Origin of the sequence: Pseudomonas sp. TH34 (assembly GCF_016650865.1) — a bacterium.
GTDB lineage: Bacteria > Pseudomonadota > Gammaproteobacteria > Pseudomonadales > Pseudomonadaceae > Aquipseudomonas > Aquipseudomonas yamanorum.
The window spans coordinates 439,048-452,494 of sequence record NZ_JAEKFB010000010.1 but is presented as its reverse complement, the minus strand read 5'-3'; the positions used below and the strand labels follow the sequence as shown (position 1 = coordinate 452,494).

Sequence of the window (13,447 nt, the reverse complement as noted above, 5' to 3'; positions counted from 1 at the left end):
CACTGGAACGCTATGGCCCGCCCGTCACATCAAACGTTTACGCTCGCTGGAAGGCGCGATCCCAAGGGACTCGCGGTACTTGGCGACGGTTCGACGGGCGACCTGAATGCCTTGTGCCTCCAGTAAACCAGCGATCTTGCTGTCACTCAACGGCTTTTTCTGATTTTCCGCGGCAACCAGTTTTTTGATGATCGCGCGGATCGCCGTGGACGAGCATTCGCCGCCTTCGGAGGTGCTGACGTGGCTGGAGAAAAAGTATTTCAGCTCATAAATACCCCGTGGGGTATGCATGAATTTTTGTGTGGTCACCCGGGAAATCGTTGATTCGTGCATGCCTACCGCCTCGGCGATGTCATGCAGAACCAACGGCTTCATTGCTTCATCGCCGTATTCCAGGAAGCCGCGCTGGTGCTCGACGATCTGGGTGGCGACTTTCATCAGGGTTTCGTTGCGGCTTTGCAGGCTCTTGATGAACCAGCGGGCTTCCTGCAACTGGTTGCGCATGAAGGTGTTGTCGGCGCTGGTGTCGGCGCGGCGTACAAAACCTGCGTATTGCGGATTGACCCGCAGGCGCGGTACCGATTCCTGGTTCAGCTCCACCAGCCAGCGCTCGTTGTCCTTGCGCACGATGACATCGGGCACGACATATTCGGCTTCACTGGACTCGATCTGCGATCCAGGGCGCGGGTTGAGGCTCTGTACCAGCTCGATGATCTGGCGCAGGTCATCTTCCTTGAGCTTCATGCGGCGCATCAGTTGGCTGTAGTCGCGGCTGCCCAGCAGGTCGATATAGTCGGTGACCAGGCGCTGCGCTTCGGCCAGCCATGGAGTCTTGGCCGGCAATTGGCGCAATTGCAGCAGCAGGCACTCGCTGAGGGTGCGGGCGCCGATGCCGGCTGGCTCGAATTGCTGGATGCGGTGCAGGACGGCTTCAATTTCGTCCAGTTCGATGTCCAGTTCCGGGTCGAAGGCCTCGAGGATCTCCTCAAGGGTCTCGTCCAGGTAGCCCTGATTGTTGATGCAATCGATCAGGGTCACAGCGATCAGGCGATCGGTATCGGACATCGGGGCCAGGTTCAGTTGCCAGAGCAAATGGCTCTGCAGGCTCTCGCCGGCGGACGTGCGGGTGGTGAAATCCCACTCGTCATCATCATTGCTGGGCAGGCTGCTGGCGCTGGTCTGGTAGACGTCTTCCCAGGCGGTGTCGACGGGAAGCTCGTTGGGAATGCGTTCGTTCCATTCGCCTTCCTCAAGGTTGTCCACCGTGGGGGCGGTTTCCTGGTAGGAGGGTTCCTGTACGTCGGGGTTGGGCTTTTGCTCGATGTTGTCGGCCAGCGGGTCTGCATTATCGAAGTCGTCGCCTTCTTCCTGGCGTTCGAGCATCGGATTGGACTCCAGGGCCTCCTGGATTTCCTGTTGCAGGTCCAGGGTCGACAATTGGAGCAGGCGGATGGCCTGTTGCAGCTGCGGCGTCATCGTCAGCTGCTGGCCCATTCTCAGGACTAGCGATGGTTTCATGGCAGGGGCTTAACACCTTATTCGCCGGCGCAATGCGCCATCCACGACAGGGCGCGTGAGCGCCAAACATAAGCAAATTATATGCCTGATATCGGGGGCTTTGCCTAGAGCACGGTAACAATAAAAATAATGAGGTTTTTATTGACTACCGCGCTCCATGGCGAATGGCCTGATACCACCGTGTTTACAGGCGGAACTCGTGACCCAGATACACTTCCTTGACCAGTTCGTTGGCCAGGATAGTGGCGGAGTCACCTTCGGCAATCAGCTGTCCATCGTTGACGATATAAGCGGTTTCGCAGATATCGAGGGTCTCGCGGACGTTGTGGTCGGTGATCAACACACCGATGCCCTTGGCCTTGAGATGATGGATGATCTGCTTGATGTCGCCGACGGAGATCGGGTCGACACCGGCGAAGGGTTCGTCCAGCAGGATGAACTTCGGCGCAGTGGCCAGGGCTCGGGCGATTTCCACACGACGCCGCTCGCCGCCGGAAAGGCTCATGCCGAGGTTGTCGCGAATGTGGTTGATATGGAATTCCTGCAGCAGGCTTTCCAGCTCTTTCTTGCGCCCGGCGCGGTCGAGTTCCTTGCGGGTCTCGAGGATGGCCATGATGTTGTCGGAAACCGACAGTTTGCGGAAGATCGATGCTTCCTGGGGAAGATAGCCGATACCCGCCTGCGCACGACCGTGCATAGGCTGGTGGCTCACGTCCAGGTCGTCGATCAGGACGCGACCTTGATCGGCCTGTACCAGGCCGACGATCATGTAGAAACAGGTGGTCTTGCCGGCACCGTTGGGGCCGAGCAAGCCGACGATCTGCCCGCTGTCGATCGACAGGCTGACATCGCGCACGACCTGACGGCTTTTATAGGCCTTGGCCAGATGCTGGGCTTTCAGGGTTGCCATTAATTCGCCTTCTTCGCGTCGGGTTTCGGCGCCGGCTGGGCTGCGCCCGGTTTCTGCTTCGGCTGGATAACCATGTCGATACGCGGCTTCGGCGTGCTGATTTTCGAACCGGTGGCGCGACCGGCCTGGGCAATCTGCTTCACCGTGTCGTAGACGATTTTTTCGCCGTCGGTGGTGTTGCCGTCATTGATGACGCGGGCCTGGTCGATCAGCACGATACGGTTTTGCTGGGCGTGGTACTGGATCGTCTTGCCATAGCCTTTGACCGGCGTAGGATCGCCCACTTTCTGCAGCTGTTCGAAATACGCCAGGTTGCCCACCGAAGTGACCACGTCGATATCGCCTGCCGGGGTGCGAGTCAGTGTCACGGTATTACCCGTCACTTTCATCGAGCCTTGGGTGATGATCACGCTGCCGGTGTAGGTCGCGATACCTTGCTTGTCATCCAGCTGCGCATCGTCAGCCTGAATGTGGATCGGTTGCTGGCTATCGTTCGGCAGAGCCCAGGCGCTCACGCTTCCCAGTGCTGCGCCCAGGCCGAGCAAAATAGGGAGGGTTTTAACGAGCCTCATACTGTCCTCTTACGTTCGATAGCAGGTGTATCCTGCTTTCTTTCAAATACGCTTTCATTCCCTTGCCAGTCGATACACCGCCAGCGCCGTCAATTCTAACGTCTTGCTCGGTCTGCGCATATTGCTTCTGTGGGAATACGGTCATGCGACTGCTGGTAATAATGGTCTCGCGGTCCTTGGCGTCGGTACGGGCTACGCGAACCGAGTCAATCAATTCCACTTGGGTGCCGTCCGGGTTGACTTCGCCACGCTCGCTGGTGACGTGCCACGGAAATTCGGCACCGCGATACAGGTTCATGTCCGGCTTGGTCAATAAGGTGACCTCGGATGCCTTCAAGTGTTCGACCTTGTCAGAGGTCATTTCATACTGAACCTTGCCATCCGGCAGGTACTGAATGCTGTGGGCGTTGATGGCGTAATAGTCGATAGCGCTCTCGTCAACCTGGGCAACAGGCTTGTCGAGGAAGCGCTCCGGGCTGATATTCCAATAACCGACCGCGAGAAAAACCGCGGCGATGACTGCAAGTATCAGGAAATTGCGAATCTTTTTACTCAGCATAAAACGCTCTATAGGTAGGCGGCGTGGGCCGCTTCAAGGCTGCCTTGGGCGCGCAGAATCAGTTCGCAGAACTCACGGGCGGCGCCTTCGCCGCCACGGGCGGTGGTTACACCATGGGCGTGTTCGCGAACGAACGCCGCAGCATTGGCCACGGCCATGCCCAGGCCGACCCGGCGAATCACCGGCAGGTCGGGTAAATCGTCACCCAGGTACGCAACCTGCTCATAGCTTAGGTTGAGTTGGCCAAGAAGCTCGTCCAGAACCACCAGTTTATCCTCGCGGCCCTGATACAGGTGAGGAATCCCCAGGTTTTGTGCGCGGCGTTCCACAACCGGGGTCTTGCGACCGCTGATGATGCCGGTTTGCACGCCCGCCGCCATCAGCATCTTGATGCCTTGGCCGTCGAGGGTGTTGAAGGTCTTGAATTCGCTGCCGTCTTCCAGGAAGTACAGGCGGCCATCCGTCAGCACGCCGTCGACGTCGAAAATCGCCAGCTTGATGTTTTTGCCCCGTTGCAACAGGTCGGTGGTCATTTACATCACTCCCGCACGCAGCAAATCGTGCATGTTCAGGGCGCCAACCGGGCGGTCGTCACTGTCGACCACCACCAGCGCCAGGATTTTATGGTCTTCCATGATCTTCAGCGCTTCGGCTGCAAGCATGTCAGGGCGGGCGGTCTTGCCGTGGGGCGTCATGACTTCGTCGATGGTGGCGGTCTGGATGTCGAGGTTGCGGTCCAGAGTGCGACGCAGGTCACCGTCGGTGAAAACCCCGGCCAGGCGCCCGTCGTCTTCCAGGATCACGGTCATGCCCAGGCGCTTGAGGGTCATTTCCATCAAGGCGTCTTTAAGCAGGGTGCCCCGCGCCACTTGCGGCAACTCGTCGCCGGCGTGCATCACATTTTCCACTTTAAGCAGCAGACGACGGCCCAAGGCGCCGCCCGGGTGGGAAAACGCGAAGTCTTCGGCGGTAAACCCGCGGGCTTCCAGCAGGGCCACGGCCAGCGCATCGCCCATGACCAGGGCGGCGGTGGTGGAGGAGGTCGGTGCCAGGTTCAGCGGGCAGGCTTCGTGGGCAACGTGCACGTTCAAGTTCACTTCAGCGGCTTTTGCCAGCGTCGAGTCCGGGTTGCCGGTCACGCTGATCAACTGGATGCCCAGGCGCTTGATCAGCGGCAGCAGGGTCACGATTTCGTTGGTGGTGCCAGAGTTGGACAGTGCCAGGATGATGTCGTCCCGGGTGATCATGCCCATGTCGCCGTGGCTGGCTTCGGCCGGATGCACGAAGAACGCGGTGGTCCCGGTGCTCGCCAGGGTGGCGGCGATCTTGTTGCCAACATGCCCTGATTTGCCCATGCCGACCACGACAACGCGGCCCTTGCTGGCCAGAATCATCTCGCATGCGCGTACGAAATCCGCGTCGATATGGGCCAGCAAACCTTCTACGGCTTCAAGCTCGAGGCGGATGGTGCGTTGTGCGGATTGAATAAGGTCGCTGGATTGGCTCATGTCTGAAATCGTATAGCCTGACGAAAAGTCGGCGATTATAGCGGTAATGATCGAATCGCTCACGTAAGTTCGTCAGCCTTTATTTAGTCAAGCTTCTGAGCAACCCTTAATATTGCGATTTATTACCTGTCCTGTTTCTGAACAAGCTCTGTTCCGGCCTTGGGGGCGCTGCACCAGCAGTGATATAGTTCGCCGCCAGTTCGGTCCGCGCAGCCTTTTTGTCTATTCGGCGCAAGCATTTGTCGAAAACAAGGTGTCTGAGTGAAAGGCTGCATCCCAAGGAGTTTAGATGAGTGCCGATAACGCCTACGCGGTCGAGCTGAAGGGTCTGTCCTTCAAGCGCGGTACGCGCAGCATCTTCAATAATGTGGATATTCGCATTCCCCGCGGCAAAGTCACGGGCATTATGGGGCCTTCCGGTTGCGGCAAGACGACGCTGTTGCGCCTGATGGGCATGCAATTGCGCCCCTCCGCCGGTGAAGTCTGGGTCAATGGCCAGAACCTGCCGACCCTCTCGCGCAGCGACCTGTTCGATGCGCGCAAGCACATGGGAGTGCTGTTCCAGAGCGGTGCGTTGTTTACCGATCTCGACGTATTCGAAAACGTGGCGTTCCCGCTGCGGGTGCACACACAGCTGTCCGATGAGATGATTCGTGACATTGTGTTGCTGAAATTGCAGGCCGTAGGGCTGCGCGGTGCCATCGATTTGATGCCCGACGAGCTGTCCGGTGGAATGAAGCGTCGTGTCGCCCTGGCGCGTGCGATCGCCCTCGACCCGCAAATTCTCATGTACGACGAGCCTTTCGTTGGCCAGGACCCGATCGCCATGGGCGTCCTGGTGCGCCTGATTCGCCTGCTCAACGACGCACTGGGTATCACCAGTATCGTGGTCTCCCACGACCTGGCCGAGACCGCGAGCATCGCCGACTACCTTTATGTCGTGGGCGATGGCCAGGTGTTGGGGCAGGGCACGCCTGAAGAGCTGATGAACGCTGATAACCCGCGCATTCGCCAATTCATGACCGGCGATCCCGATGGCCCGGTGCCTTTTCACTTTCCGGCAGCGGACTACCGCTCAGATCTTCTGGGGAAGCGCTGATGCGCAAGACATCTTTACTCGAAAAGGTTCGCCTTTTCGGACGCTCCGGCATCGATATCATCGGTGTGCTGGGCCGTTCGACGATTTTCCTGTTTCATGCGTTGCTCGGCCGCGGCGGTATTGGCGGCGGTTTTGGTCTACTGATCAAGCAACTGCACTCCGTGGGTGTGATGTCCCTGGTGATCATTGTGGTCTCCGGGGTATTCATCGGCATGGTGCTGGCGCTGCAAGGCTTCAATATCCTTTCCAGCTACGGCTCCGAACAGGCGGTAGGGCAGATGGTTGCGCTGACGCTGTTACGTGAGTTGGGCCCGGTGGTGACTGCGCTGCTGTTTGCCGGGCGTGCCGGTTCGGCGCTGACGGCCGAAATCGGCAACATGAAGGCGACCGAGCAGCTGTCCAGCCTGGAAATGATCGGTGTCGACCCGCTCAAGTACATTGTTGCCCCGCGCCTGTGGGCCGGCTTCATCTCCCTGCCACTGCTGGCGATGGTATTCAGCGTGGTGGGCATCTGGGGCGGTTCATGGGTGGCGGTTGACTGGCTGGGGGTCTACGACGGTTCCTACTGGGGCAATATGCAAAACAGCGTGACCTTCAGCGGTGATGTGCTCAATGGCATCATTAAAAGCATCGTTTTCGCCTTTGTAGTGACCTGGATCGCCGTATTCCAAGGCTACGACTGTGAGCCCACTTCAGAGGGGATCAGTCGCGCCACCACCAAGACCGTTGTGTACGCCTCGTTGGCGGTACTGGGCCTTGACTTCATTTTGACCGCCTTGATGTTTGGAGATTTCTGATGCAAAACCGCACTGTGGAAATCGGTGTCGGCCTTTTCTTGCTGGCTGGCATCCTGGCTTTACTGTTGCTCGCCCTGCGAGTCAGCGGCCTATCGGCCAGCCCCACCGCCGATACTTATAAACTTTACGCCTACTTCGACAATATCGCCGGTTTGACTGTCAGAGCTAAAGTGACCATGGCGGGTGTAACCATCGGCAAGGTCACGGCGATCGATCTGGACCGCGACAGCTTCACCGGCCGGGTGACGATGCAAGTGAACAAGAAGGTCGATAACCTGCCGACTGACTCCACTGCGTCTATCCTCACCGCTGGCTTGCTGGGCGAGAAGTACATCGGTATCAGCGTGGGCGGGGAAACAGCTCTGCTCAAGGATGGCTCGACCATTCATGACACACAGTCGTCGTTGGTGCTGGAGGACTTGATCGGTAAATTCCTGCTCAATACCGTCAATAAAGACGCCAAATGAGGAATGTGTTGATGATCTCTACTTTGCGACGTGGCCTGTTGGTACTGCTCGCGGCACTGCCGTTGATGGCTAACGCCGCTGCCGGCGGCTCTGCACATGACCTGGTGCAGGACACCACCAACAAGATGTTGGCTGACCTGAGCGCCAACAAGGAAAAGTACAAGCAAGACCCGAGTCAGTTTTATAACGCGCTGAACACGATTGTCGGGCCTGTGGTGGATGCCGAAGGCATTTCCAAAAGCATCATGACCGTCAAGTACTCGCGCAAGGCGACCCCGGAGCAGATGACCCGCTTCCAGGAAAATTTCAAGCGTGGCCTGTTCCAGTTCTATGGCAACGCATTGCTTGAGTACAACAACCAGGGCATTACGGTTGACGCGCCGAAGTCCGAAACGGGTGACCGTGCCGAAGTTGGCATGACCGTGAAGGGCACCAATGGCGCGGTGTATCCGGTGTCCTATACCCTGACGAAGATCAATGGCGAGTGGAAACTGCGTAACGTCGTGATCAATGGCATCAACATTGGCAAGCTGTTCCGTGACCAGTTCGCGGATGCCATGCAGCGCAATGGCAACGACCTGGACAAAACCATCAATGGTTGGGCCGGTGAAGTGGCCAAGGCCAAGGAAGAAACCGACAAAGCTGCCGGGAAGTCTGCCCAATGACCGAGTCGGCCATTCGCCTTGGCGAGTCCGGTGAGCTGCTGCTCAGCGGCGTGCTGGATTACAGCACCGGGCCAGCCCTGCGCAAGCAGGGCCAAGCGCTGATCAATTCCAGCACTGCGTCCGCGCTGGTGCTGGATTGCTCGGCGGTGGTGAAGTCCAGCAGTGTCGGCTTGTCGTTGCTGCTGTGTTTCATGCGTGATGCGCAGGCTGTCAAAAAAACGGTGAGCATCCGTGCGTTGCCCGAAGACATGCGTGAAATCGCTGAAGTTTCCGGTCTGACCGAGCTGTTGGCGCATCCTTAATACACATTATTAAAGAAGCCCCCCGTCAGAGTCCTGCTATGCGGGGTTCGCAGGCGCGGGGCTTTTTTGTATGATGTGCGACCCGCGCGCACTGGGCGCCCATAGAGGTTGATCATGCAGGCCCTAGAAGTTAAAAGCTTCCTTGAAGGAAAGCTGCCCCAAACTAATGTTGAAGTTGAGGGCGAAGGCTGCAACTTCCAGCTGAACGTGATTAGCGATGAACTGGCGGCATTGAGCCCGGTCAAGCGTCAGCAGCAGATCTATGCCCATTTGAACCCGTGGATCACCGATGGCAGCATCCATGCGGTCACTATGAAATTTTTCAGCCGCGCGGCCTGGGCCGAGCGCACCTGAGCCCCCAAGGCGTCGAGATTCTTATGGATAAATTGATTATTACCGGCGGTGCTCGTCTTGATGGCGAGATCCGTATTTCCGGGGCGAAGAACTCCGCCCTGCCGATCCTGGCAGCGACCTTGCTGTGCGATGGCCCGGTTACCGTGGCCAACCTGCCGCACCTGCACGACATCACCACCATGATCGAGCTGTTCGGTCGCATGGGCATCGAGCCGGTGATCGACGAGAAACTCAGCGTCGAAATCGACCCGCGCACCATCAAGACCCTGATCGCACCGTACGAGCTGGTGAAAACCATGCGCGCCTCGATCCTGGTACTGGGCCCGATGGTTGCCCGTTTCGGCGAAGCCGAAGTCGCACTGCCTGGCGGTTGCGCCATCGGTTCGCGTCCGGTGGACCTGCACATCCGTGGCCTCGAAGCCATGGGTGCAACCATTGACGTCGAAGGCGGCTATATCAAGGCCAAGGCGCCGGAAGGCGGCCTGCGTGGCGCGAACTTCTTCTTTGATACCGTCAGTGTGACCGGTACCGAGAACATCATGATGGCCGCAGCCCTGGCCAACGGCCGCAGCGTCCTGCAAAACGCCGCGCGCGAGCCTGAAGTGGTCGACCTGGCCAACTTCCTGATCGCCATGGGCGCCAACATCACCGGCGCCGGCACCGACACCATCACCATCGAAGGTGTGAAACGCCTGCATTCGGCCACCTACAAAGTGATGCCGGACCGTATCGAGACCGGTACCTACCTGGTGGCTGCTGCCGTCACTGGTGGCCGCGTCAAGGTCAAGGACACCGATCCGACCATCCTTGAAGCCGTCCTGGAAAAACTCAAGGAAGCCGGCGCCGAGATTACCACCGGCGAAGACTGGATCGAGCTGAACATGCACGGCAAGCGGCCAAAAGCCGTCAACGTGCGTACTGCTCCGTACCCGGCGTTCCCCACCGACATGCAGGCGCAGTTCATTTCCCTGAACGCGATTGCCGAAGGCACCGGCGCTGTGATCGAGACCATCTTCGAAAACCGCTTCATGCACGTGTATGAACTGCACCGCATGGGCGCCAAGATCCAGGTCGAAGGCAACACCGCCATCGTGACCGGCATCGAGAAGCTCAAGGGCGCGCCAGTGATGGCCACCGACCTGCGTGCGTCGGCCAGCCTGGTGATCTCGGCGCTGTGCGCTGACGGCGACACCCTGATCGACCGCATTTACCACATAGACCGTGGTTACGAGTGCATCGAAGAGAAGCTGCAGATGCTCGGCGCGAAAATCCGCCGCGTACCGGGCTAGTTCCAGGAACTGCAAACACGGTCATTGTGGCGAGGGAGCTTGCTCCCGCTGGACTGCGCAGCAGTCCCAGTCTTTTTAAACAAAGACCAGGGCCGCTTCGCGCCCCAGCGGGAGCAAGCGCCCTCGCCACAGGACGATGTATGCTGTTAACTGATTTGTTTCAAATCGAGGCTGTAATGGCCTCGATCTGTGTCTGGCGCCGATTGCGACCGGACAGCAATAGCCTGATGAAGGACTGACGTTTCCCATGTTGACCATCGCACTGTCCAAGGGCCGCATCCTTGACGACACTTTGCCGCTTCTGGCTGAAGCGGGCATCGTGCCAACCGAGAATCCGGACAAGAGCCGCAAGCTGATCATCCCCACGACCCAGGACGACGTTCGCCTGCTGATCGTGCGTGCCACCGATGTGCCAACTTACGTTGAGCATGGCGCGGCCGACCTCGGCGTCGCGGGCAAAGACGTGTTGATGGAATACGGCGGTCAGGGCCTGTACGAGCCGCTGGACCTGCGTATCGCCCTGTGCAAGCTGATGACCGCCGGCCGTGTCGGTGACGTCGAGCCTAAGGGCCGCCTGCGGGTGGCGACCAAGTTCGTCAACGTTGCCAAGCGCTACTACGCCGAGCAAGGTCGCCAGGTCGACATCATCAAGCTTTACGGCTCGATGGAGCTGGCACCGCTGATCGGCCTGGCCGACAAGATCATCGACGTGGTCGACACCGGAAACACCCTGCGCGCCAACGGCCTGGAACCCCAGGACTTTATCGCTGACATCAGCTCCCGCCTGATCGTCAACAAAGCTTCCATGAAAATGCAGCACGCCCGTATCCAGGCGTTGATCGACACCCTGCGCAAGGCAGTGGAGTCTCGACACCGCGGTTGACTCACCCGCGCGGCCCTAAGCCGCGCCCGTCTATCCGCCTCATAGCCAGAATTCTCAGGTGCCCAAGCGGAAACGACTGCTAGTTTAGGGCGCCTGAGTTTTTGCCAATTCTATTGAGGCCCTCGCTATGACCACGTCCACTGCAATTGCCCGACTCAACGCTGCCGACCCGGATTTCGCCCATCATCTGGATCATCTGCTGAGCTGGGAAAGCGTGTCCGACGATACGGTCAACCAGCGGGTGCTCGACATCATCAAGGCCGTGCGCGAGCGCGGTGACGCGGCGCTGGTGGATTTCACCCGGCAGTTCGATGGCTTGGACGTTGCCTCCATGGCCGACCTGATCCTGCCCCGCGAGCGCCTGGAACTGGCCTTGACCCGCATCACCGCGCCCCAGCGCGAAGCCCTGGAAGTGGCGGCCGCGCGGGTGCGCAGCTACCACGAAAAACAGAAACAGGATTCCTGGAGCTACACCGAGGCCGACGGCACCGTGCTGGGCCAGAAGGTTACGCCGCTGGACCGCGCCGGCCTGTACGTGCCGGGCGGTAAAGCCTCGTACCCGTCCTCGGTACTGATGAACGCGATTCCGGCCAAGGTCGCCGGCGTGACCGAAGTGGTCATGGTGGTGCCTACACCGCGCGGCGAAATCAACGAACTGGTGCTGGCAGCGGCCTGCATCGCGGGTGTTGATCGGGTCTTCACCATCGGCGGCGCCCAAGCGGTAGCGGCCCTGGCCTACGGCACCGAAAGTGTGCCGAAGGTCGATAAAGTGGTGGGCCCGGGCAACATTTACGTAGCCACGGCCAAGCGCCATGTATTTGGCCAGGTCGGCATCGACATGATCGCCGGCCCTTCGGAAATCCTCGTGGTGTGTGACGGCCAGACCGACCCGGACTGGATCGCCATGGACCTGTTCTCCCAGGCCGAGCACGACGAAGACGCCCAGGCGATCCTGGTCAGCCCGGATGCCGAATTCCTGGACAAGGTGGCAGCGAGCATCGCCAAGCTGCTGCCGACTATGGAGCGTGCCGAGATCATCGAGAAGTCGATCAATGGCCGTGGCGCCCTGATCCAGGTGCGCGACATGGAACAAGCCATCGAAGTGGCCAACCGCATCGCACCGGAACACCTGGAGTTGTCCGTCGCCGACCCACAAGCCTGGCTGCCGCTGATTCGTCACGCGGGCGCGATCTTCATGGGCCGCCACACCAGCGAAGCTCTGGGCGACTACTGCGCCGGCCCCAATCACGTGTTGCCGACCTCGGGCACCGCGCGGTTCTCTTCGCCCTTGGGCGTGTATGACTTCCAGAAGCGCTCGTCGATCATCTTCTGCTCGCCACAGGGCGCGTCGGAACTGGGCAAGACCGCTTCCGTGCTGGCCCGTGGCGAGTCGCTGACCGCCCACGCCCGCAGCGCCGAATACCGCATCGTTGACGATAAGCAGGGGAACTGAAACATGAGCAAATTCTGGAGCCCGCTCGTCAAGGATCTCGTGCCTTACGTGCCCGGTGAGCAACCGAAGCTGACCAAGCTGGTGAAACTCAACACCAATGAAAACCCCTACGGCCCATCGCCCAAAGCGTTGGCAGCCATGCAGGCCGAGTTGAACGACAACCTGCGTTTGTACCCGGACCCCAACAGCGACCTGCTCAAGCAGGCGGTGGCGAAGTATTACGGGATCGACGCGGGCAAGGTGTTCCTCGGCAACGGTTCCGATGAAGTCCTGGCGCACATCTTCCACGGTTTGTTCCAGCACGACCTGCCGTTGCTGTTCCCGGACATCAGCTACAGCTTCTATCCGGTGTACTGCGGGCTTTACCGCATTGCCTTCGACGCCGTGCCGCTGGATGAGCAGTTCCAGATCCGCGTGTCTGACTACGCCAGGCCCAACGGCGGGATCATCTTCCCGAACCCGAACGCGCCGACCGGTTGCGTGATGGCGCTGGACGCAGTGGAGCAAATCCTCAAGGCCAGCCCGGACTCGGTGGTGGTGGTGGATGAAGCCTATATCGACTTCGGTGGCGAAACCGCCATCAGCCTGGTGGACCGTTACCCGAACCTGCTGGTGACCCAAACCCTTTCCAAATCGCGCTCACTGGCCGGTTTGCGGGTGGGCCTGGCCGTGGGCCATCCGGACCTGATCGAGGCGCTGGAGCGGGTCAAGAACAGCTTCAACTCCTACCCGCTGGACCGTCTGGCGATTGTCGGTGCGGCCGCCGCGTTTGAAGACCGTGAGCACTTCCAGAACACCTGCAAGTTGGTGATCGACAGCCGTGAAAAGCTGGTGGCGCAGTTGCAGGCCAAGGGGTTTGAAGTGTTGCCGTCTGCGGCCAACTTCATCTTTGCCCGTCACCCACGGCACGACGCTGCCGGGCTGGCAGCCAAGGTGCGGGAACAAGGGGTGATCGTGCGGCACTTCAAGCAGGAGCGGATTGCCCAGTTCCTGCGGATCAGCATCGGCACGCCTGAGCAGAACCAGGCGCTGATCGATGCGTTGGGCGAGCTGTAATCTTCATTGACTGAA

The 13,447-nt window shown here is 59.5% G+C and carries 16 protein-coding genes; 10 read left to right on the top strand and 6 right to left on the bottom strand.

From position 1 onward, the window contains the following. Positions 1-24: 24 nt before the first annotated feature. The 6 genes from JFU58_RS06910 to JFU58_RS06885 all read right to left on the bottom strand — a co-directional run bounded on the left by JFU58_RS06910 (position 25) and on the right by JFU58_RS06885 (position 5,067). Positions 25-1,518 (bottom strand): RNA polymerase factor sigma-54, encoded by a 1,494-nt coding sequence (locus JFU58_RS06910; protein WP_026078000.1) that lies wholly within the window; start codon positions 1,516-1,518, stop codon positions 25-27. A 184-nt stretch (positions 1,519-1,702) separates the two neighbouring features. Next, positions 1,703-2,428: an LPS export ABC transporter ATP-binding protein gene (gene lptB / locus JFU58_RS06905; RefSeq protein ID WP_003216119.1), complete on the bottom strand. Its 726-nt coding sequence runs from the start codon at positions 2,426-2,428 to the stop codon at positions 1,703-1,705. Further along, a complete protein-coding gene (lptA, locus tag JFU58_RS06900) occupies positions 2,428-3,000 on the bottom strand; it encodes a lipopolysaccharide transport periplasmic protein LptA (RefSeq protein ID WP_023659193.1) in 573 nt (190 codons plus the stop codon). Before lptA ends, lptB begins: the two co-directional genes overlap by 1 nt. Then, the gene (gene lptC / locus JFU58_RS06895) at positions 2,987-3,559 is read right to left on the bottom strand and encodes an LPS export ABC transporter periplasmic protein LptC (protein ID WP_063027162.1); all 573 of its coding nucleotides are present in this window, start codon (positions 3,557-3,559) and stop codon (positions 2,987-2,989) included. The genes lptA and lptC overlap by 14 nt, the downstream gene beginning before the upstream one ends. 8 nt (positions 3,560-3,567) lie before the next feature. Then, positions 3,568-4,092: a KdsC family phosphatase gene (locus JFU58_RS06890; RefSeq protein ID WP_010170579.1), complete on the bottom strand. Its 525-nt coding sequence runs from the start codon at positions 4,090-4,092 to the stop codon at positions 3,568-3,570. Then, positions 4,093-5,067, bottom strand: coding sequence for a KpsF/GutQ family sugar-phosphate isomerase (locus JFU58_RS06885; RefSeq protein WP_017477726.1), 975 nt, complete (start codon positions 5,065-5,067; stop codon positions 4,093-4,095). Positions 5,068-5,356: 289 nt separating this feature from the next. Between JFU58_RS06885 and JFU58_RS06880 the strand changes: the two genes are divergently transcribed. From JFU58_RS06880 to hisC, 10 genes are all read left to right on the top strand, one after another. Further along, entirely contained in the window at positions 5,357-6,166 is an 810-nt protein-coding gene (locus JFU58_RS06880) for an ATP-binding cassette domain-containing protein (protein WP_003216128.1), read from the top strand. Continuing rightward, on the top strand, positions 6,166-6,963 hold the full coding sequence (gene mlaE, locus JFU58_RS06875; protein WP_003216131.1) for a lipid asymmetry maintenance ABC transporter permease subunit MlaE: 798 nt from the start codon (positions 6,166-6,168) through the stop codon (positions 6,961-6,963). Before JFU58_RS06880 ends, mlaE begins: the two co-directional genes overlap by 1 nt. Then, positions 6,963-7,430: an outer membrane lipid asymmetry maintenance protein MlaD gene (gene mlaD, locus JFU58_RS06870; RefSeq protein WP_017477724.1), complete on the top strand. Its 468-nt coding sequence runs from the start codon at positions 6,963-6,965 to the stop codon at positions 7,428-7,430. The genes mlaE and mlaD overlap by 1 nt, the downstream gene beginning before the upstream one ends. A gap of 11 nt (positions 7,431-7,441) precedes the next feature. Then, positions 7,442-8,095, top strand: a complete 654-nt coding sequence (locus JFU58_RS06865; protein ID WP_093205190.1) for an MlaC/ttg2D family ABC transporter substrate-binding protein — start codon at positions 7,442-7,444, stop codon at positions 8,093-8,095. Next, positions 8,092-8,397: an STAS domain-containing protein gene (locus JFU58_RS06860; protein ID WP_093205193.1), complete on the top strand. Its 306-nt coding sequence runs from the start codon at positions 8,092-8,094 to the stop codon at positions 8,395-8,397. The genes JFU58_RS06865 and JFU58_RS06860 overlap by 4 nt, the downstream gene beginning before the upstream one ends. 114 nt (positions 8,398-8,511) lie before the next feature. After that, positions 8,512-8,751: a BolA family protein gene (locus JFU58_RS06855; RefSeq protein WP_010170570.1), complete on the top strand. Its 240-nt coding sequence runs from the start codon at positions 8,512-8,514 to the stop codon at positions 8,749-8,751. Between the two features lie 23 nt (positions 8,752-8,774). Beyond that, positions 8,775-10,040: a UDP-N-acetylglucosamine 1-carboxyvinyltransferase gene (murA, locus tag JFU58_RS06850; protein WP_010170568.1), complete on the top strand. Its 1,266-nt coding sequence runs from the start codon at positions 8,775-8,777 to the stop codon at positions 10,038-10,040. A 247-nt stretch (positions 10,041-10,287) separates the two neighbouring features. Next, positions 10,288-10,923 (top strand): ATP phosphoribosyltransferase, encoded by a 636-nt coding sequence (hisG, locus tag JFU58_RS06845; protein WP_003188599.1) that lies wholly within the window; start codon positions 10,288-10,290, stop codon positions 10,921-10,923. 127 nt (positions 10,924-11,050) lie between these two features. Beyond that, a complete protein-coding gene (gene hisD / locus JFU58_RS06840) occupies positions 11,051-12,376 on the top strand; it encodes a histidinol dehydrogenase (protein ID WP_017477720.1) in 1,326 nt (441 codons plus the stop codon). A gap of 3 nt (positions 12,377-12,379) precedes the next feature. Continuing rightward, positions 12,380-13,432 carry a histidinol-phosphate transaminase gene (gene hisC / locus JFU58_RS06835; RefSeq protein WP_201140125.1) on the top strand — a complete coding sequence of 351 codons (1,053 nt, stop codon included), beginning with the start codon at positions 12,380-12,382 and terminating at the stop codon, positions 13,430-13,432. The last annotated feature ends 15 nt before the right edge of the window (positions 13,433-13,447 follow it).